This is a genomic window from Nocardioides renjunii (assembly GCF_034661175.1).
GTDB lineage: Bacteria > Actinomycetota > Actinomycetes > Propionibacteriales > Nocardioidaceae > Nocardioides > Nocardioides renjunii.
Genome location: NZ_CP141058.1, coordinates 157,995 through 176,390, shown reverse-complemented (window position 1 = coordinate 176,390; position 18,396 = coordinate 157,995). Strand labels below are relative to the sequence as shown.

Annotated in this window: 15 protein-coding genes; 7 read left to right on the top strand and 8 right to left on the bottom strand. The window is 73.0% G+C overall.

Going from position 1 to position 18,396, the window contains the following annotated elements; genetic code table 11:
• The first annotated feature begins 14 nt into the window (after window positions 1-14).
• From SHK17_RS00760 to SHK17_RS00750, 3 genes are all read left to right on the top strand, one after another.
• Window positions 15-680 (top strand): TetR family transcriptional regulator, encoded by a 666-nt coding sequence (locus SHK17_RS00760; RefSeq protein ID WP_172268656.1) that lies wholly within the window; start codon window positions 15-17, stop codon window positions 678-680.
• 63 nt (window positions 681-743) lie between these two features.
• On the top strand, window positions 744-3,299 hold the full coding sequence (locus SHK17_RS00755) for an MMPL family transporter (RefSeq protein WP_322920759.1): 2,556 nt from the start codon (window positions 744-746) through the stop codon (window positions 3,297-3,299).
• A gap of 11 nt (window positions 3,300-3,310) precedes the next feature.
• On the top strand, window positions 3,311-4,138 hold the full coding sequence (locus SHK17_RS00750; protein ID WP_322920758.1) for an HAD-IIA family hydrolase: 828 nt from the start codon (window positions 3,311-3,313) through the stop codon (window positions 4,136-4,138).
• A 68-nt stretch (window positions 4,139-4,206) separates the two neighbouring features.
• Here SHK17_RS00750 and SHK17_RS00745 read toward each other — a convergent pair whose 3' ends face one another.
• The 4 genes from SHK17_RS00745 to SHK17_RS00730 form a co-directional block, all read right to left on the bottom strand.
• Entirely contained in the window at window positions 4,207-4,776 is a 570-nt protein-coding gene (locus SHK17_RS00745) for a hypothetical protein (RefSeq protein WP_322920757.1), read from the bottom strand.
• Window positions 4,777-4,997: 221 nt separating this feature from the next.
• Window positions 4,998-6,362, bottom strand: coding sequence for a chromate efflux transporter (chrA, locus tag SHK17_RS00740; RefSeq protein ID WP_322920756.1), 1,365 nt, complete (start codon window positions 6,360-6,362; stop codon window positions 4,998-5,000).
• Window positions 6,363-6,440: 78 nt separating this feature from the next.
• Complete coding sequence (locus tag SHK17_RS00735) at window positions 6,441-7,808, bottom strand: aspartate aminotransferase family protein (protein ID WP_322920755.1); 1,368 nt, start codon at window positions 7,806-7,808, stop codon at window positions 6,441-6,443.
• Window positions 7,801-9,327, bottom strand: a complete 1,527-nt coding sequence (locus tag SHK17_RS00730) for a CoA-acylating methylmalonate-semialdehyde dehydrogenase (protein ID WP_322920754.1) — start codon at window positions 9,325-9,327, stop codon at window positions 7,801-7,803. The genes SHK17_RS00735 and SHK17_RS00730 overlap by 8 nt, the downstream gene beginning before the upstream one ends.
• A gap of 108 nt (window positions 9,328-9,435) precedes the next feature.
• On the opposite strand from SHK17_RS00730, the gene SHK17_RS00725 reads away from it, so the two are divergent.
• Window positions 9,436-11,037, top strand: coding sequence for a PucR family transcriptional regulator (locus SHK17_RS00725; protein ID WP_322920753.1), 1,602 nt, complete (start codon window positions 9,436-9,438; stop codon window positions 11,035-11,037).
• A 19-nt stretch (window positions 11,038-11,056) separates the two neighbouring features.
• Here the strand turns inward: SHK17_RS00725 and SHK17_RS00720 are convergent, their stop codons facing one another.
• Both SHK17_RS00720 and SHK17_RS00715 read right to left on the bottom strand, forming a co-directional pair.
• On the bottom strand, window positions 11,057-12,550 hold the full coding sequence (locus SHK17_RS00720) for a gamma-aminobutyraldehyde dehydrogenase (protein WP_322920752.1): 1,494 nt from the start codon (window positions 12,548-12,550) through the stop codon (window positions 11,057-11,059).
• A 148-nt stretch (window positions 12,551-12,698) separates the two neighbouring features.
• The gene (locus tag SHK17_RS00715) at window positions 12,699-13,598 is read right to left on the bottom strand and encodes a cation diffusion facilitator family transporter (protein ID WP_322920751.1); all 900 of its coding nucleotides are present in this window, start codon (window positions 13,596-13,598) and stop codon (window positions 12,699-12,701) included.
• Window positions 13,599-13,734: 136 nt separating this feature from the next.
• On the opposite strand from SHK17_RS00715, the gene SHK17_RS00710 reads away from it, so the two are divergent.
• The gene (locus SHK17_RS00710; protein ID WP_322920750.1) at window positions 13,735-14,346 is read left to right on the top strand and encodes a vitamin K epoxide reductase family protein; all 612 of its coding nucleotides are present in this window, start codon (window positions 13,735-13,737) and stop codon (window positions 14,344-14,346) included.
• A gap of 37 nt (window positions 14,347-14,383) precedes the next feature.
• On the opposite strand, the gene SHK17_RS00705 is transcribed toward SHK17_RS00710, so the two are convergent.
• Entirely contained in the window at window positions 14,384-14,737 is a 354-nt protein-coding gene (locus SHK17_RS00705; protein WP_172271449.1) for an ArsR/SmtB family transcription factor, read from the bottom strand.
• Between the two features lie 133 nt (window positions 14,738-14,870).
• On the opposite strand from SHK17_RS00705, the gene SHK17_RS00700 reads away from it, so the two are divergent.
• Together SHK17_RS00700 and SHK17_RS00695 are read left to right on the top strand one after the other, a co-directional pair.
• Window positions 14,871-16,136 carry an MFS transporter gene (locus tag SHK17_RS00700; RefSeq protein ID WP_322423776.1) on the top strand — a complete coding sequence of 422 codons (1,266 nt, stop codon included), beginning with the start codon at window positions 14,871-14,873 and terminating at the stop codon, window positions 16,134-16,136.
• Between the two features lie 78 nt (window positions 16,137-16,214).
• Window positions 16,215-17,072: a hypothetical protein gene (locus SHK17_RS00695; RefSeq protein ID WP_322920749.1), complete on the top strand. Its 858-nt coding sequence runs from the start codon at window positions 16,215-16,217 to the stop codon at window positions 17,070-17,072.
• A gap of 305 nt (window positions 17,073-17,377) precedes the next feature.
• Here SHK17_RS00695 and SHK17_RS00690 read toward each other — a convergent pair whose 3' ends face one another.
• The gene (locus SHK17_RS00690) at window positions 17,378-18,388 is read right to left on the bottom strand and encodes an aldo/keto reductase family protein (RefSeq protein WP_172268629.1); all 1,011 of its coding nucleotides are present in this window, start codon (window positions 18,386-18,388) and stop codon (window positions 17,378-17,380) included.
• Between the last annotated feature and the right edge of the window lie 8 nt (window positions 18,389-18,396).

The following is an 18,396-nucleotide window of genomic DNA, read 5'->3' as shown; positions in this document are numbered from 1 at the left end:
GCAACACTGGCACGGTGAGTACGACGACCCGGCCCCGCGGCCCGAGCCTGCGCGACCAGCGGCACGACGCCATCGTCGACGCGGCGCGCGCGCTGGCGACCGGGCGTGGCGCGCAGGGGTTCACCGTCGAGCAGGTCGCGGCCGCGGCCGGCGTCTCGCGGCGCACCGTGTTCAACCACTTCACCGGCCTCGACCAGCTGCTCGTCGCGGTGTGCCAGCAGATCCTCGCCGAGGTCATCGCCGAGCTGCTCGAGCGCGTGGACCGCAGCCTCGCCGACCTCCCCGACGGCGAGGAGGGCGGCCGGCTGGCGCTGGACGCGGTGCACGACGTCACCCGCGGCGCCGACCTGCCCTCCGCGATCGTGGTCATCCACCACGTCCTCGGCCGTCCCGAGGGCGAGGACGAGCGCGCCGAGGCGATCTCCCGCTCCGCCTTCGAGCACGTCGTCGGCCGGCTCCGCGAGCGGCTGCTGACTCGCGCCCCGAGCCTCGACCCCTTCGACGTCGAGCTGTCCCTCGCGCTGCTGACCAGCGGCCTCGCGCTGCTGGCCCGGCACTGGCTCGAGCGCCACCCCGACCTCGACCGCGACGTACCTCGCGAGGCGCGCGCCGACTGGGACCGCCTCCTCGACCGCCTGCTCGACCGCCTCCGGTCCGGCCACTCCGGCCACTCCGGCTGACCGACCGGTCCGCACCCACCCACGCCAGACGACGACCGCACCCACGAAAGGCCCGCCACCGACATGGCTGAGCTCCTCTACCGCATCGGTCGCTTCGCCGCGCGCCGCCACTGGACCGTCGTCGGCGCCTGGCTGGCGGTGCTGGCCGTCACCGCGACGACGTACGTCGCCTTCGCTGGGACGCTGTCGTCCAACATCACCCTGCCCGACACCCCCACCACCCGCGTCTCGCAGCAGCTGGAGCGGGACTTCGAGGGCACGGGCGGCGGCAACGGCGCGATCGTCGCGGAGACGACCGACGGCTCGGCCTTCACCGAGGAGCAGGAGCGCGAGCTGGCCGACCTCTTCGACCGGGTCGCGGAGGTCGACGACGTCGCGGACGTCACCGACCCCTTCGCCACGCAGCAGCGGCTCGACGAGTCGTGGGACGAGGTGAGCGAGGGTGAGCAGCAGCTCGCCGCGGGAGTGGCACAGCTCGACGGGGCGCAGGCGCAGATCGACGCGGGCCGCGAGGCGCTCGCCGAGCAGCGCGCGCAGGCTCGCGAGGACGGCACGCTCGCGTCGGTGCGCGAGCAGCTGGCGGCCGCCGAGCGACAGCTCGACGAGGGCCAGGCCGAGCTGGACCGGCAGCGGGCGAAGGTCGAGGAGCAGTCGGAGCAGCTCGAGGTGGGCAAGAGCCTGACGCGGCTGTCCGTGGCCTACCGGAGCGTCTCCGAGGACGGCAGCGCCGCGGTGGCCAACGTGACCTTCGACGTCGCCATCAACGAGGTCAGCACCGAGGTGAAGACCGAGATCGAGGACCTGGCCGCCGACGCCGACATCGACGGCGTCGAGCTCCACCCCTCGCAGGACATCGCCCAGACCGTCCCCTCCATCCTCGGCCCCGGCGAGATCGCCGGCGTGGTCGTCGCCGCCATCGTGCTGACCGTCATGCTCGGCACCCTGCTCGGCGCCGCCCTGCCGCTCGTCACCGCGCTGCTGGGTGTCGGGGTGGCGTCGCTGGCCTCCCTGTCCTTCTCCGGCGTCGTCCAGTTCGTCTCGGTCACCCCCGTGCTCGGGGTGATGCTGGGGCTCGCGGTGGGCATCGACTACTCCCTCTTCATCATCAACCGCCACCGCCGCCAGCTGAAGCAGGGCGCCGACCTGCACGAGTCCATCGGGCTGGCCAACGGCACGTCCGGCAACGCCGTGGTGTTCGCCGGGGTGACCGTCATCGTCGCGCTGCTCGCGCTCAACGTCACCGGCGTCGGCTTCCTCGGCCTGATGGGCACCGTCGGCGCCGTCGCGGTCCTCGTCGCCATCCTCATGGCCGTCACCCTCACGCCGGCGATCCTGTCGCTCGTCGGTCCGCGCATCCTCCGGCGCCGCGAGCGCGAGCGCCTCGCCGCCGGCGAGCGCGACGACGACGACGCGATCACCGACCGCGACAAGCCGATGGGCACCGGTCGTGCCTGGGCCGTGCTGGCCCTCGGCGTGGTCGGCCTGCTGCTCGTCGCGGCGCCGGCGACCCAGATGCGCCTCGGCCTGCCGGACGGCTCGACGCAGCCGCCCGAGTCCTCGGGCTTCCGGGCCTACGACGTCCAGGCGGAGAAGTTCGGTGAGGGCTTCAACGGCCCGCTGCTCGTCGTGGCCGACCTGCCGGAGGCCATCGGCGAGGACGAGGTCGCCCGGGAGCAGGCCAACCTCGGCGAGGCGATCGACGAGCTCGGCGACGTCGCCGCGGTGGTGCCGATCGGCGCGTCGCGGGACCGTACGGCGCTCGCGTTCCAGGTCGTCCCGGACTTCTGGCCGTCCAGCGAGTCCACCGAGGCGCTCGTCCACGGCCTGCGCGACCTCACCCCCGAGACGGTCGGCGGTGGCGAGGCCAGCCTCGGCGTGGCCGGCAACGCCAGCGCCAACATCGACATCTCCGAGCAGCTCTCCGACGCGCTGCCGCTCTACCTGGTGCTGGTCGTCGGGCTGTCGCTGCTGATCCTCGTGCTGGTCTTCCGCTCGATCCTCGTGCCGCTGACGGCGACGCTGGGCTTCGTGCTGTCGCTGCTGGCCGCGTTCGGCGGCATCACCGCGATCTTCCAGCTCGGGTGGTTCGCCGACGCCTTCGGCGTGCACGCCCCCGGCCCGGTGCTCAGCTTCCTGCCGATCATCGCGACCGGAATCCTCTTCGGCCTCGCCATGGACTACCAGCTGTTCCTGGTGTCGGGGATGCGGGAGGCGTACGCCCACGGCGCGCCGGCGCGCGTCGCGGTGCAGCACGGACTCCACGCGGGCCGGGCGGTGGTGACCGCGGCGGCGATCATCATGATCTCGGTCTTCGCGGGCTTCGTGTTCTCCCACGACGCCACCATCAAGCCGATCGGCTTCGGCCTGGCGTTCGGGGTGCTGCTCGACGCGTTCGTCGTGCGGATGCTCATCATCCCCGCGGCGATGCACCTGCTCGGCGAGAAGGCCTGGTGGCTCCCGCGCTGGCTGGACCGGATCCTGCCGGACGTCGACGTCGAGGGCGCCGGCCTGGAGCGCAGCCACCCGACGCGTGCCGCGGACGGCACGGCGCGCTCGGACGTCGGCTCGGACGAGGGCGGCCAGCCGCTCGCCCGGCACCGCGCCCCGGCGCGAGAGTGACCGACCCGTCCATGGTCGACAATGGCCTGGTGAGCGAATCCCGACCCGTGCGCACCTGGCTGACCGACATGGACGGCGTCCTCGTGCGCGAGGAGGACCCGATCCCGGGGGCGAAGGAGTTCATCGCCGCGCTCCGCGAGCACGACGTCCCCTTCCTGGTCCTGACCAACAACTCGATCTTCACCCCGCGCGACCTGCGGGTGCGCCTGCTGCGCAGCAGCGGCATCGACGTGCCGGAGGACTCCATCTGGACGTCGGCCCTGGCGACCGCGCAGTTCCTCGACGACCAGCGCCCGGGCGGGTCGGCGTACGTCGTGGGCGAGACGGGGCTGACCGCCGCCGTGCACGACATCGGCTACGTGATGACCGACCAGGACCCCGACTACGTCGTGCTCGGTGAGACCCGGACCTACTCGTTCGAGGCGATCACCCGGGCCATCCGGCTCATCAACGACGGCGCTCGCTTCATCGCGACCAACCCGGACCCCAGCGGGCCGAGCGCGCAGGGAATGCTCCCGGCCACGGGCTCGGTCGCCGCGCTGATCAGCACCGCGACCGGACGCTCGCCCTACTTCATCGGCAAGCCCAACCCGCTGATGATGCGCAGCGCCCTCAACCGGCTAGAGGCGCACTCCGAGACGACCGTGATGATCGGCGACCGGATGGACACCGACATCATCAGCGGCCTCGAGGCCGGGATGCGCACCGTCCTCGTCGCCACCGGCGCCACCGAGCGGCACCAGGTGCAGCTCTTCCCCTACCGACCGACGAAGGTCGTCGACTCGATCGCCGACGTGGTGCCCTTCGTGGGCCAGATGTGCCTGCCCGAGGACTCGTGAGTCGCGGCGGAGGGCCGGAGGTTCCCTCCCGGTCCTCCGCCGCGACGCCCCCACGGAACGGCCCTGTGTCAGGTGCCGAGGTTCAGCAGCCCCAGGATCTGGTTGAGCAGGGTCTGCAGCTGGCCGAGCAGGCCGGCGAGCGGTGTGCCGTCGAGCAGGCCGGCCACCGCGCACAGCAGGTTGCCGAGCAGGTTGCCCGCACCCGGTACGGCGGTGATGTCGAGCACCACCTGGTTGAGGTTGATCTGCAGGCCGAGCACGTTCAGGTCGAGCGGCCCGAGCACCAGGTTGAGGATGTCGCAGGCCGCGACGGACGACGCAGCGCGAGCGCTGGTGACCGGCGAGCCGTTGATCTTCTTGATCGGGATGAGCTGGACACCGGAGAAGCGGGTGTCGGGGCCCTTGTCCTTGATGACGCCCTGGAGGAAGCCCTCCATGTAGAGCACGCCGTTGCTCGTGACGACCTGGGTGGGCGTGAACTTGCCCTTCACCTTGTCACCGGTCGACGTGCGTCCCACCACCTTGCTGGTGATCTTGCCGGCCTCGGACTTGCCGACCACCGACGTGCCGGAGCCCGCCCTGGCCGAGTCCGCGGCGGACGCGGCCCCGACGCCCACGGACGTCAGTCCGACGACCATGGCCAGTGCTGCCACGGCTCCGACGACGATTCCTCGTGCTGTTCGTGCGACTTCTGACATTTCCCCTCCAGAGGTGGTGAAGTGCCTCCCGCGGGAGCGGCATCCGCCGCCCAGCAACCCCGACGCTAAGGACGGCCCCCGGGGACCGCACTACCCGTGGGGCGGCGACCGGTGGTCGAACAGCGGGTCGAACGCCGAGTTACCACCCCTACGGGGCGGTCTCAGGCGGCCAGGGCCAGACCCAGGACGACGCCCGTCGCCGCGCACGCGCCCAGGGTGCGCAGCACCGACCAGCGCCGCCAGAAGATCAGCGCGCACCCCAGCACCGTGATCGCGAGCGCCGCCCAGTCGACCGAGGCGAGCCGCGGGTACTCCAGGTCGAGCGGCCCGGCGGTGACGCGGCCGGTCTCGCCGAAGAGCGTGTGGAGCGCGAAGAAGACCGCGAGGCTGGCGATGACGCCCACCACGGCGGCGGTGATGCCCGCCAGCGCGGCGGCCAGGTCGCGGTTGCCGCGGAGGCGCTCGACGTACGGCGCCCCGAGGAGGATGAAGAGGAAGCACGGGACGAACGTCACCCAGGTCGTCAGCAGCGCCGCGACGACCGCCGCCACCCACGGGTCGAGGTCGCCGGGGGCGCGGTAGGCACCGACGAGGGCCACGAACTGCACGACCATGATGAGCGGGCCCGGCGTGGTCTCGGCGAGCGCGAGGCCGCGGACCATCTCCCCGGGCGCGAGCCAGCCGTAGACCTCGACGGCCTGCTGGGCGACGTAGGCCAGGACGGCGTACGCCCCGCCGAAGGTCACCACCGCCGCGCCGGAGAAGAACAGTCCCTGGTCGACGAAGATGCTCGACCGACCGAACACCACCGCGGCGAGGGCGACCGGGGCGAACCACACGACGAGCCCGATGACGAGGACCTTGGCGGCGTGCCGGCCGGAGGGGCGTTCGGTGTGCAGCGCGTCGTCGCTGATGAGCGGGGGCGGTCCGTCGTCGACGGCCGCCCGGGCGGGCGCGGTCAGCGTGGGGATCCTGCGGCCGAGCAGCCAGCCGAGCAGCGCCGCGACCAGCACGACGACCGGGAACGGGACGCCGAAGAAGGTGAGGGCGAGGAAGGACAGCACGGCGAGCGCCACGAGCGCGGGGTGGCCCAGCCCCTTGCGCCCCACCCGGATGACCGCCTGGAGGACGATGGCGATGACGGCCGGCGCGAGGCCGAGGAACAGCGACTCGACGAGCGTGGTGTCGCCGTAGGCGACGTAGACGCCCGAGAGCACCAGCAGCGCGACCACGCCTGGGAGGATGAACAAGATGCCCGCGACCAGCGCGCCGCGGACGCCGTTGAGCAGCCACCCGACGTACGTCGCCAGCTGCTGCGCCTCGGGCCCCGGCAGGAGCGTGCAGTAGGACAGCGCGAAGAGGAACCGCTGCTGGCCGATCCAGCGCTTCTCCTCGACCAGCGCGCGCTGCATGACCGCGATCTGGCCGGCCGGGCCGCCGAAGGTCTGCAGCGAGATGGCGAACCACGCCCGCGCGGCCTGGCGAAGCGGGATGACGTCGCGCGTCGACGTCGGAGGTGCGGTCATGGCTGCACCGAACCGCCTCGCCGGGGCTCAGTCAAGTCGTCCGGTGCACTGACGCTCGGCGCCCCGGACGGGCGGCACTCACCCCGCCTGTGACGCCGCCTCGCCGAGCGCGGCGTCGAGGATCGCCAGGCCGCGACGGGCCTCCTCGTGCGTGATCGTCAGCGGGGGCACCACGTGGATGCGGTTGAAGTTCGCGAACGGGATCATCCCGCCCCGACGGCAGGCGGCGAGGACGGCGTCCATCGCCGGGCTGCTCGCGCCGTAGGGCGCCAGCGGCTCGCGGGTCGCGCGGTCGGCGACGAGCTCGAGCGCCCAGAACGCCCCCGTGCCGCGGACCTCGCCCACCCACGCGTGCCGCTCGGCCATCGCGGCGAGGGCGGGTCCGATCACCTCGGCGCCGAGCGCCGCCGCCTGCTCGACGATGCCCTCGTCCTCCATGGTCTCGATCGTGGCGACCGCCGCCGCGCACGCCAGCGGGTGCCCGGAGTACGTCAGCCCGCCGGGGTAGACGCGGTCGGCGAAGGTCCGGTGCACGGCGTCGGAGATGGCGACGCCGCCCAGGGGCACGTAGCCGGAGTTCACCCCCTTGGCGAAGGTGAGGAGGTCGGGCACGACGGTGCCGTCGGAGGCGTGCTCGACGGCGAACCACCTGCCGGCGCGGCCGAACCCCGACATGACCTCGTCGGCGACGAGCAGGATCCCGTGCCGGTCGCATACCTCCCGCACGCCGGCGAGGTAGCCCGGCGGCGGGACCATGATCCCGGCGGTCCCCGGGATCGACTCGAGGACGACCGCGGCGATGGTGGCGGGGCCTTCCATCGCGACCACCTGCTCGAGGTGCTCGAGGGCGCGCTGGCACTCCTCGGCCTCGGTCGTGGCGTGGAAGGCGCTGCGGTAGAGGTAGGGCCCGAAGAAGTGGACCGTGCCGTCCGAGCCGAGGTCGTTGGCCCACCGCCTCGGGTCGCCGGTCACGTTGACCGCCAGCTGTGTGCCGCCGTGGTAGGACCGGTAGGTCGACAGCACCTTGTGCCGGCCGGTGTGGAGGCGGGCCATCCGGATCGCGTGCTCGTTGGCGTCCGCGCCGCCGTTGGTGAAGAACACCCGGTCGAGGTCCCCCGGGGTGTGGCTCGCGATCAGCCGGGCCGCCTCGGACCGGGCGCCGTTGACGTGCGCCGGCGCGACGGTGCAGAGCGTGGCGGCCTGCTGCTGGATGGCCTCGACGATGCGCGGGTGCTGGTGGCCGAGGTTGGTGAACACCAGCTGCGAGGTGAAGTCGAGGAGCCGGTTGCCGTCCTGGTCCCAGACGTGGGAGCCCTCGGCCTTGGTGACCACCATGGGCCGGCGGCCCTCCTGGGCGGACCAGGAGTGGAAGACGTGCCGGCGGTCGAGCTCGAGGGCGACCTCCGGGTCGTCGTGGGCGCGGGCGGGGTGGGCGCGGTCAGACATTGCGCGGGAACCCCAGCTCGAGGCCGCCCTCGGGGCGGGCGGCCGGGTTGATCCAGCGGGTGGTGACGACCTTGGCGCGGGTGAAGAAGTGCACACCCTCGGTGCCGTGGGCGTGGGTGTCGCCGAACAGCGAGCGCTTCCACCCGCCGAACGAGTAGTAGGCCACGGGCACCGGGATCGGCACGTTGACGCCGATCATCCCGACCTCGACGTCGTTCTCGAAGCGCCGGGCCGCCCCGCCGTCGTTGGTGAAGACGGCCGTGCCGTTGCCGTGGTCGTTGGCGTTGACCAGCGCCACCGCCTCGTCGTACGACGCGACGCGGACCACCGAGAGCACCGGGCCGAAGATCTCCTCGCGGTAGATCTCCATGTCGGGGGTGACGTGGTCGAAGAGGGTCGGGCCCAGCCAGAAGCCCCCGCCGGCGCCGCGGGCCTGCACGTCGCGGCCGTCGACGACCAGCTTGGCGCCGGCCTCCTCGCCCGAGGAGATGAAGCCCGCCACCCGGTCGCGGTGGGCCGCGGTGACGAGGGGACCCATGTCGGCCTCGGTCCCCTCCTCGGAGGTCCGGCCCGCGCCGCCGTCACCGACGAGCAGGGTCCGGGTGCGCTCGGCGATGCGCGCGACCAGGTCGTCCGCGACGGGGTCGACGGCGACCAGCACGCTGATCGCCATGCACCGCTCGCCGGCCGAGCCGTAGCCCGCGTTGACCGCTGCGTCCGCCGCGAGGTCGAGGTCGGCGTCGGGCAGCACCACCATGTGGTTCTTCGCGCCGCCGAGGGCCTGCACCCGCTTGCCGTGCCGGCTGGCCTGCTCGTAGACGTACTGCGCGATCGGCGTGGAGCCGACGAAGCTGATCGCCGCCACCTCGGGCGACTCCAGCAGCGCGTCGACGGCGACCTTGTCACCCTGCAGCACGTTGAACACGCCGTCGGGCAGGCCGGCCTCCTTCCAGAGCTCGGCGATCCACAGTGAGGCCGAGGGATCCTTCTCGCTCGGCTTGAGCACCACCGCGTTGCCGGCGGCGATGGCGACCGGGAAGAACCACATCGGCACCATGGCCGGGAAGTTGAACGGGCTGATGATGCCCACCACACCCAGCGGGGCCCGCTTGGAGTGCACGTCGACGCCGGTGGAGGCGTTGTCGCTGTGTCCGCCCTTGAGCAGGTGCGACATGCCGCACGCGAACTCGACGACCTCCTGGCCGCGGGCGATCTCGCCGAGGGCGTCCGAGTGGACCTTGCCGTGCTCGGCGGTGATGAGGTGCGCAAGCTCGTCCTTGCGGCTGTTGAGCAGCTCGCGGAACGTGAAGAGCACCTGCGTGCGACCGGCGAGCGAGGTCTCGCCCCACGCCTTCGCGGCGCGGGCGGCGGAGGCGATGACGGCAGCGGCGTCGGCCGCGTCGGCCAGGGCGACGCGACCGGTGACCTCGCCGGTCGCGGGGTTGGTGACGTCGGCCCACCGGTCGGAGGCGCCGTCGAGGCGGCGGCCGTCGGCCCAGTGCATGAGGGAGGTGGTCATGCTGCATCATCGGCCGACGCGCCGTGCTGGCCGCCCGACGATCCGTAGGATACGCCGAGGAGGAGCGACGACCTGTCGGCTCCCGCACCGGTGGGGCGGAGGTGTGCTGTGGCGGTGCTGACCGTCGGCGAGGTGCTCGCCATGCCGCCGCTGCGGGGCGCGCGGCCGCGCGTCGTCGCCGGTGCGTCGGGTCTCGACCGGCCGGTGCGCTGGGTGCACACCACCGAGCTGGCCGACATCGCCCCGCTGCTGCGCGCGGGCGACCTGCTGCTCAGCACCGGCATCGCGATGCCCGACGGCGGGCCCGAGCTCGAGGCGTACGCCGCCAGCCTGGCCGGCACAGCGGCCGCCGGGCTGGTCGTCGAGCTCGGCCGGCGCTGGACCGAGCTGCCGCAGGCGCTGGTGGCGGCGTGCGAGGACCTCGGCCTGCCGCTGGTGGCGCTGCACCGCGAGGTCCGGTTCGCGGCGGTGGCGCAGGCCGTGGGCGAGCGCATCGTCGACCGGCAGGTCGCCGAGCTCCGCGAGGCCCAGCGGGTGCACGAGACCTTCACCGAGCTCGGGATCGCCGAGGCCGGACCGAGCGAGATCCTCGATGCCGTGCAGCGGCTGGCCGGCACCGCGGTGGTCCTCGAGAGCGAGGAGCACCAGGTGCTCGACTACCGGCCCGGGCCGCGGGACGCCGACGGCTTCCTCACCGACTGGGCGGCCCGGTCCCGCGAGGTGCCGCAGGAGGACCGGACCACGTGGGAGGAGTCGCACGGCTGGCTGGTCACCCGGGTCGGCCGGCGGGACCGCCGGTGGGGGCGGCTGGTCGTCCACTCCGCCGACGAGCCGTCCGAGCGGCTGGTCGCGGTGGTCGAGCGCGGCGCCGCGGCGCTCGCCCTGCACCGGCTGCACGACCGGCAGCGCGACGGCGCGGTGCGTCGTACGCATCACGAGCTGGTCCTCCGGCTGCTCACCGAGGCGCCGTCCCCCGACCTGCTGCGGCGGTGCGAGCTGGCCGGGCTGCCGACCAGCGACCGCCAGCTCGTTGGCGTGACCCTCCGCCCCCGCTTCGAGGACGCCGGACCCGGATCGGCCGCCGCGCTCGTCGAGGACGTGATCGCCGCGACGGTCCACGCCACCCACGAGCTGCGGGTCCCCGCCCTGGTCTGCGAGATGGAGCGCGACGTGCGGGTGCTGCTGTCGTTCCCGCCGTCCGCGCGGGTGCGGACGGTCGTCGACGACCTCGCCGCCCGCGTACGCCGGCACCAGCCGCTCGTCGTCGGCGTGGGCCGGCCGGTGGGCCGCGCCGCCGCGATCGACCGGACCCTGCGCGAGGCGCAACAGGTGGTGCGTTCCGTCCCCGGCGGGGCGGCCGACGGCGTGCACCGTCTCGAGGACGTCCACCTGCGGGGGCTGCTGGCGATGATCGGTGACGACGACCGGCTGCGGCTCTTCGTCGATCGCGAGCTCGACCCGCTGCGCGAGCACGACGAGCGCACCGGGAGCCGGCTGCTCGACGCGGTCCGCGCGCTGGTGACCCACCCGACGAGCAAGTCGGACGCGGCGGCGAGCCTGCACCTCTCCCGACCGGTGTTCTACGACCGGCTGGCGAAGGCGTCGCGCGTGCTCGGCGCCGACCTCGACGACCCCGACGTCCGGGTGTCGCTCCACGTCGCGCTGCTGGCCGACGAGGTCGAGGCGGGGCCGCGTCCCGGTCGGACCTGACGGCGGGGCCCGCGGTCGCTCAGTCGACGTCGAAGATCGTGCTGTGCCACGGCTTGGCGGCCACGCCGGTGATGTCGGCCATCACGTGCTTGACCTGGGTGTAGTCGTCGAAGGAGTACGACGACATGTCCTTGCCGTAGCCCGAGGCCTTGATGCCGCCGTGCGGCATCTCCGAGATGATCGGGATGTGGTCGTTGATCCACACGGTGCCGGCGTCGATCTCGCGTGACGCCGTCTGGGCGCGGTAGACGTCGCGGGTCCAGGCCGACGCGGCCAGCCCGAACGGCACGTCGTTGGCCAGCCGGATCGCCTCCTCGTCGGAGTCGAAGGGCAGCACCGCGAGGACGGGGCCGAACGTCTCGGCCTGGACGATCTCGCTGTCCTGCGCGGCGCCGACGAGCAGCGTGGGCTCGTAGTAGGCGCCGCGGGCCAGGTCGCCGCCGGGCGCGCTGCCACCGGTGACCGCCTTGGCCCCGGCGTCGACGGCCCGGTCCACCATCGATGCCACCTTGTCGCGCTGCCGGAACGAGACCAGCGGGCCCTGGTCGGTGGCCGCATCGGTCGGGGCACCGAGGCGGACGCGGCCCATCAGGTCGGTGACCCCGTCGACGAAGTCGTCCAGCACCGAGCGGTGGACGTAGGCCCGGGTCGCCGCGGTGCAGTCCTGGCCGGTGTTGATCAGGCTCGCGGCGACCGCGCCGCGGATCGCGGCCGGCAGGTCGGCGTCGTCGAACACCACGAAGGGCGCCTTGCCGCCGAGCTCGAGGTGCAGGCGGGTGCCGTTGCCCGCCGCCAGCGCGGCGATGTGGCGACCGACGGCGGTCGAGCCGGTGAACGACGTCATCGCGATGCCCGGGTGGGTCACGAGTGCCTCGCCGGTCAGCGGTCCGGGTCCGTTGACGAGGTTGAGGACCCCGGCCGGCATCCCGACGGCGGCGCAGGCCTCGGCCAGCATCAGGGTGGTCAGCGGGGTGTTCTCGGCCGCCTTGAGCACGATCGTGTTGCCCGCGGCGATGGCCGGCAGCACCTTCCACATCGCCATCTGCAGCGGGTAGTTCCACGGTGCGATCGACCCGACGACGCCGATCGGCTGCCGGCGGATCGTCGAGGTGTGGTCGGCGGAGTACTCCCCCGACGCGTGACCGTCGAGCCGACGGGCGGCGCCGGCGAAGAAGGCGACGTTGTCGATCGACCCCGGGACGTCGAACTCCCGGCTGAGCCGGATGGGCTTGCCCGTCTGGGCCGTCTCGGCCTGCGCGAGCTCCTCGGCCATGCCCTCGAGGTGGGCCGCGAGGGCGACCAGCACGCCCGACCGCTCCGCCGGCGTCGCACGCGACCACTCGGCGTACGCCGCTGCGGCCGCGGTGACCGCCGCGTCGACCTGGGCCGGCTCGTCCGCCCGGTAGCGCCAGATCTCCTCGCCCGTCGAGGGGTCGATCACCGACTGCTCGGGCCCGGTCCCGGTGCCGGCGACGCCACCGATCACGTTGCTGGTCGTGCGGTCGCTGCTCACGGTGGCTCCTCCGGTGTCGGGTCCGGGTGGTCTCCCCCGCGGGGCGGGGGCGGACCGGAGGTCCATCGTCGCGTCCGGCGCGGCCCGGGACAACCGACGGACCGTCGGGAGGGCGGCGCGGCGACGTCGGAGCGTCGGTCCGCTCCGGTCACCAGGTCGCCGCGTGGCACTCCCGCGCCGGGTGCGCCTCGACCTGGAGCGTCGCGTGCTCCATGCCGTGGCCCTCGCGGAGCGTGGCCTGCGCCGCGGTGAGGACCGCCTGGGGCTCGGCGCCCACGCACACGACGAGGTGCGCGGTGGCGACGTTCATCCCCGACGTCAGCGTCCAGGCGTGGAGGTCGTGGACCTCGGCGACGCCGGGGACGCGCTCCAGGTCGCGCACCACCGCCGCGAGGTCGACGTCGTGCGGAGCGTGCTGGCCCAGGACGGCGAGCACCTCGCGGCCGAGCACCAGCGCGCGCACGGCGACGAACGCGCCGATCGCGACCGCGACGGCCGTGTCCCACCAGCTCGCCCCGGTGAGGGCGACCAGCATCCCGGCCGCCAGCACGCCGACGCTGCCGGCGGCGTCGGCGACGACCTCCAGGTAGGCGCCGCGGACGTTGATCGACTCCTGCGCGCCCCCGCGGAGCAGCCCGAGGCAGACGAGGTTGACCAGCAGCCCGACGGCACCGACGACCAGCATCGGCCCGGACGACACCTCGACGGCCGTGCCGGCGCGGCGTACGGCCTCGACCACGACGTAGGCGGAGACCCCCAGCATGAGCAGGACGGTGAAGCCGGAGGCGAGGACCTCGGCCCGGTAGGAGCCGTAGGTCCGCCGGCCGGTGGTGTCGGGCCGGGTGGCGATCGACGTCGCCACCAGCGCAGCGCCCAGGGCCACGACGTCCGCCGCCATGTGGCCGGCGTCGGAGAGCAGCGCGAGGGAGCCGCTCAGCAGGCCGGCGACGAGCTCGACCACGAAGAAGGCAGCGACCAGGCCGAAGGCCACGGCGAGGCGCCAGCGGTGGCGCGCGCCGGCGTGGGTGTGGCCGTGCCCCGATCCCATGTCACTCCTCCATCGCCGGACGCCTGTGTCATCGCCGTACGTCGATGCTAGCCGATGCGTCCCGCTTGGTCGACGGTTGTCCCATGCCGCAGGATGTACGCGTCCCGCCCCCGTCCGACGAGGAGATCCCTCCACCATGAGCCAGCGCGCCGTCGACGGTGAGCCGCAGGAGCGTCCGCTGGCCATCGGCCTGGTCGTCGGCGGACTGGTCGGCCTGGTCGCGTCGGCCGTGCTGCTGATCGAGCGGATCCGGCTGGCCGAGGACAGCAGCTACGTCCCCTCGTGCAGCATCAACCCGGTCCTGAGCTGCGGCAACGTGATGGAGTCCGCCCAGGCCGCGCTCCTCGGCTTCCCCAACCCGATCATCGGCGTGGCGGCGTTCCCGGTCGTCATCGCGACCGGGATGGCGCTGCTGGCGGGCGGCCGGCTCGCACGGTGGTACTGGCTCGGCCTGCAGGTCGGCGTCAGCGTCGCGCTGGTGCTGGTCTCGTGGCTGGTCTTCCAGAGCCTCTACCGGATCGGCGCGCTCTGCCCCTACTGCATGGTCGTGTGGGCGGTGGTGATCCCGCTGTTCTGGTACGTCACGCTCCGCAACCTCGCCGCCGGCGTCCTCGGCGCAGGCGCCGCGGACAGCCGGGCGACGGCCGTCCTGCGGGACTGGCAGGCACCGCTGCTCTTCGGCGCCTACCTCGTCGTCGTGCTGCTGATCCTCGAGCGGTTCTGGTACTACTGGTCGACCCTGCTCTGACCCGCGTCAGGCGGTGCACCCGTCGGGGGTGCAGCCGTCAGGGATGCCGCTCCTCGTAGTCGTGGCCGGGGGTGACGTCGTCGCCGGTCAGCGCGAGCAGCCGCTCGGCGGTGGCGAGGACCTCCAGCACGGGCTCGCGGTGGTTGAGCGACCACATCGAGGCCCGGCCCTCGGGGCGCGACGTCACCAGCCCGCAGTCCTTGAGGCACGCCAGGTGCTTCGACACCGTGCTCTGCGCGAGTCCGAGGTGGGCGGTCAGGTCGACGACGCGGTGCTCGCCGAGCGCGAGGTGCCGCACGATGAGCAGCCGCGACGGGTCCGACAGCCCGTGGAACAGGGCCGCCGTCACCGCGAGGTCCTCGGCGCGCTCGTCGGTCCCGCTCTCCCGCATCGCCACACGACGATGCTAGGCGACGACCCGAGGTGACGACCCGAGGTGACGACTGGGGTGACGACTGAGGTGACGACGCCGGACGAGCCGGGCTGCCGACGGAGGCGCCCATCCGGTGACCTAGCCTGCCGACGTGGAGAGGCGACTGCTGGCGGACACCCGCCCGCTCGCCAACCCACACTTCCGACGGCTCTGGCGCGCCAACATCGTCACGGTCATCGGCGCGCAGCTGACCGTCGTGGCGGTGCCCGCGCAGATCTACGCGATGACCGGCTCGTCGGCGTACGTCGGGCTGACCGGCGTCTTCGGTCTCGTCCCGCTCGTGGTGTTCGGCCTGTGGGGCGGCGCGCTGGCCGACGCCTTCGACCGACGGACGCTCCTCCTCGTCACGACCACCGGGCTGATCGCCACCAGCGCCTGCTTCTGGCTGCAGGCGGCGTTCGGCGGGGAGGACGTGTGGCTGCTGCTGACCCTCTTCGCGGTGCAGCAGGCCTTCTTCGCCGTCAACCAGCCGACGCGGTCCGCGCTGCTCCCGCGGCTGCTCGACGACGACCTGCTGCCCGCGGCGAACTCCCTCAACACCACCGTCATGCAGGCCGGTGGCATCGCCGGGCCGCTCGTCGGCGGCGCGCTGATCCCGTTGATCGGCTACTCGTGGCTCTACCTGCTGGACACGATCACCCTCTTCGCGACCCTCGGTGCCGTCGTACGCCTGCCCCCGCTGCCGGTCATCGGCGCGACGGTGACGCCGGGCATCCGCGCCGTCGTCGACGGCTTCCGCTACCTGCGGCAGCAGCCGGTGCTGATGATGTCCTTCGTCGTCGACATCATCGCGATGGTGTTCGGGATGCCCCGGGCGCTGTTCCCCGAGATGGCGCACCTCGACTTCGGCGGTCCCAGCGAGGGCGGGCTCGCCTTCGCGCTGCTCTTCGCCGCCATCCCGGCCGGCGCGGTCGTCGGCGGCGTGCTGTCCGGGTGGGTCTCGCGGGTCGAGCGCCAGGGACTCGCCGTCGTCGTCGCGATCCTGGTCTGGGGCTTCGCGATGGTCGGCTTCGGCGTCTCGGCGATGCTGGCGCCCCGGGCGCCGGCGGCCATGCTGGGCGTGGCCGTGCTGATGCTCGCGATCGGCGGTGCCGCCGACATGGCGTCGTCGGCCTTCCGGATGTCGATGCTCCAGGCGGCCACGGACGACTCGGTGCGCGGCCGGCTCCAGGGCATCTTCATCGTCGTGGTCGCCGGCGGGCCGCGCGTCGCGGACGTGGCCCACGGCGCCACCGCGGCCGTCACCGGTGCCGCCGTCGCGGCGGCGGGAGGCGGCGTGCTGGTCGTGGTGCTGACGGTCGTCGCCGCGCTCGCCGTGCCCGCCTTCGTGCGCTACCGGGTGACGCGCCGGGGGTGAGATTCCCCGAACGTCGTGTGGAGCCGGGGCCCGACCCCTAGCGTTCCGATGTCACCCCCACCGCGCATCGGAGTCCCCGTGAAGCTCGTCATCTCGCTCGCCGCGACCGTGGTCGCGCTCACCTCCGTGCCCGCCGCCGCCGTACCCACCGACGCCGGGGTCCCCGGCCGATCAGCTGACCGGGCCGCTGACCGGGCCGCTGACCGGGCCGCTGACCGGGCCGCCGCCGCCGCCAAGGCGGTCGTCACCGCGTCGGCCGAGCAGGTGACGGAGGGCGACAGCCTCACGCTGCGGGTAAAGGTGCCGACGTCCAAGGATGCGAAGAAGGTGGTGCTCGAGGAGCGCCGCGACGACGTCTTCGGCGACCCCACGTGGGACCGGATCGACGGCACGCGGGCCAAGGCGCGGCTGGCGTTCGCGACGACGGTCACGGCGCAGAACGAGGCGACCTACCGGGTGACCGTCACCTACCGCGGCCGCGAGAAGCCGGTCGCGTCACGCCCCGTCACGGTCACCGTGTGGCGGTGGATCGCCCTGCAGGAGTTCGAGCCCTACCTCCAGTCGTCGACCGCGACCTACACCGAGGCGGACATCAACGGCACGAGCTACGCCGTCTGGGGCGGCTACGGGAGCACGGCCCGGTCCTGGGAGGCCCGGGTGACGCCCGGGCGCAACTGCACGAAGTTCCGCGCGGTCCTCGGCCTGTCGGACGGCTCCGACGACGGGTCGTCCGGGGTCGTGTCCTTCACCTCCGACGAGGCCACGACCGTCTACCAGTCCCCGTCGCTCGTCCCGGGCATGACCGTGCCCGTCGCGCTCGACCTGGCCGCGCCGTACCGGTTCGGCATGTCGGCGACGAACACCTCGGCCGACAAGGTCAGGTCCTACCCGATGGTGGCCGACGGCGCGTTCTACTGCACCGGCATCGAGGACTGACCCGCCGGTCGGACACGTGTCCGAGATGCTGCCCCCACCCTGGGTAGTCCAGTGACGAGCCGTCGTCAGACGTGCGTCGTGGGAACGACGCGACACTGGACTACGGCGGAGTGCGGTCGGGGACACGTGTCCGAGATGCTGCCCCCATTCGGGCCGGCCGGGGGCAGGTGCTCGGACACGTGTCGAGCCCGCGTACGCCGCCCGCGCACCAGCGGTGAGTGACGCAGGTTCCGCACCTCCAGAACCTGCCTCACCCACCGCCCGAGCGGCGGGCGGGCACAAGCCGGGCACGCCGGCCGCGAGCCTCAGACGACGCGGGTCTTCGGCGCACCCTCGGCGGTCTTCGCGGGGTCGCGGACGACCACCGAGCCGAGGGCGTCGTCGATGCGCTTCATGACGTCGGCGTCGAGCGTCACGCCGGCGGCCTTGACGTTGTCGGCGACCTGCTCGGGGCGCGAGGCACCGACGAGGGCGGCGGCGACGTTGTCGTTCTGCAGCACCCACGCGATGGCGAGCTGGGCCATCGTCAGGCCGAGGTCGTCCGCGACCGGCTTGAGGTCCTGCACCGCGGTGAGCACGTCGTCCTTCATCCAGCGCGCGATCATGTCCGAGCCGCCCTTGGTGTCGGTGGCGCGGGTGCCCTCCGGCGGCGCCTGGCCGGGGAGGTACTTGCCCGAGAGGACGCCCTGCGCGATGGGGCTCCACACGATCTGGGAGACGCCGAGCTCGCGGGAGGTCGGGACGACCTCGTCCTCGATGACGCGCCAGAGCATGGAGTACTGCGGCTGGCTCGAGATGAGCTGGAAGCCGAGCTCCTTCGACAGCTCCACGCCGGCGCGGATCTGGTCGGCGGTCCACTCGCTGACGCCGATGTAGAGCGCCTTGCCCTGCCGTACGACGTCGGCGAAGGCCTGCATCGTCTCCTCGAGCGGCGTCTCGGTGTCGTAGCGGTGGGCCTGGTAGAGGTCGACGTAGTCGGTCTGCAGCCGCTGCAGCGACCCGTCGATCGCCTCCATGATGTGCTTGCGCGAGAGGCCGGTGTCGTTCTTGCCCTTGGGGCCGGTGGGCCAGTAGACCTTGGTGAAGATCTCCAGCGACTCGCGACGCTCGCCCTTGAGGGCCTCGCCGAGCACCGTCTCCGCGGCCGTGTTGGCGTAGACGTCGGCGGTGTCGAACGTCGAGATGCCCTCGTCGAGCGCGGCGCGCACGCACTGCGTGGCGACGTCGTTCTCGACCTGGGAGCCGTGGGTCAACCAGTTGCCGTAGGTGATCTCAGAGATCTTCAGTCCGCTGTTGCCGAGGTATCGAAACTCCATGCCTCCAA

What these genes read in the sequence shown, in the direction of transcription:
- SHK17_RS00710 (WP_322920750.1), top strand. Translation starts at nt 13,735, where the DNA reads ATGAGCCAGCGCGCCGTCGACGGTGAGCCGCAGGAGCGTCCGCTGGCC.
- chrA (WP_322920756.1), bottom strand. Translation starts at nt 6,362, where the DNA reads ATGACCGCACCTCCGACGTCGACGCGCGACGTCATCCCGCTTCGCCAG.
- SHK17_RS00750 (WP_322920758.1), top strand. Translation starts at nt 3,311, where the DNA reads ATGGTCGACAATGGCCTGGTGAGCGAATCCCGACCCGTGCGCACCTGG.
- SHK17_RS00730 (WP_322920754.1), bottom strand. Translation starts at nt 9,327, where the DNA reads ATGACCACCTCCCTCATGCACTGGGCCGACGGCCGCCGCCTCGACGGC.
- SHK17_RS00745 (WP_322920757.1), bottom strand. Translation starts at nt 4,776, where the DNA reads ATGGTCGTCGGACTGACGTCCGTGGGCGTCGGGGCCGCGTCCGCCGCG.
- SHK17_RS00690 (WP_172268629.1), bottom strand. Translation starts at nt 18,388, where the DNA reads ATGGAGTTTCGATACCTCGGCAACAGCGGACTGAAGATCTCTGAGATC.
- SHK17_RS00715 (WP_322920751.1), bottom strand. Translation starts at nt 13,598, where the DNA reads ATGGGATCGGGGCACGGCCACACCCACGCCGGCGCGCGCCACCGCTGG.
- SHK17_RS00755 (WP_322920759.1), top strand. Translation starts at nt 744, where the DNA reads ATGGCTGAGCTCCTCTACCGCATCGGTCGCTTCGCCGCGCGCCGCCAC.
- SHK17_RS00705 (WP_172271449.1), bottom strand. Translation starts at nt 14,737, where the DNA reads ATGCGGGAGAGCGGGACCGACGAGCGCGCCGAGGACCTCGCGGTGACG.
- SHK17_RS00735 (WP_322920755.1), bottom strand. Translation starts at nt 7,808, where the DNA reads ATGTCTGACCGCGCCCACCCCGCCCGCGCCCACGACGACCCGGAGGTC.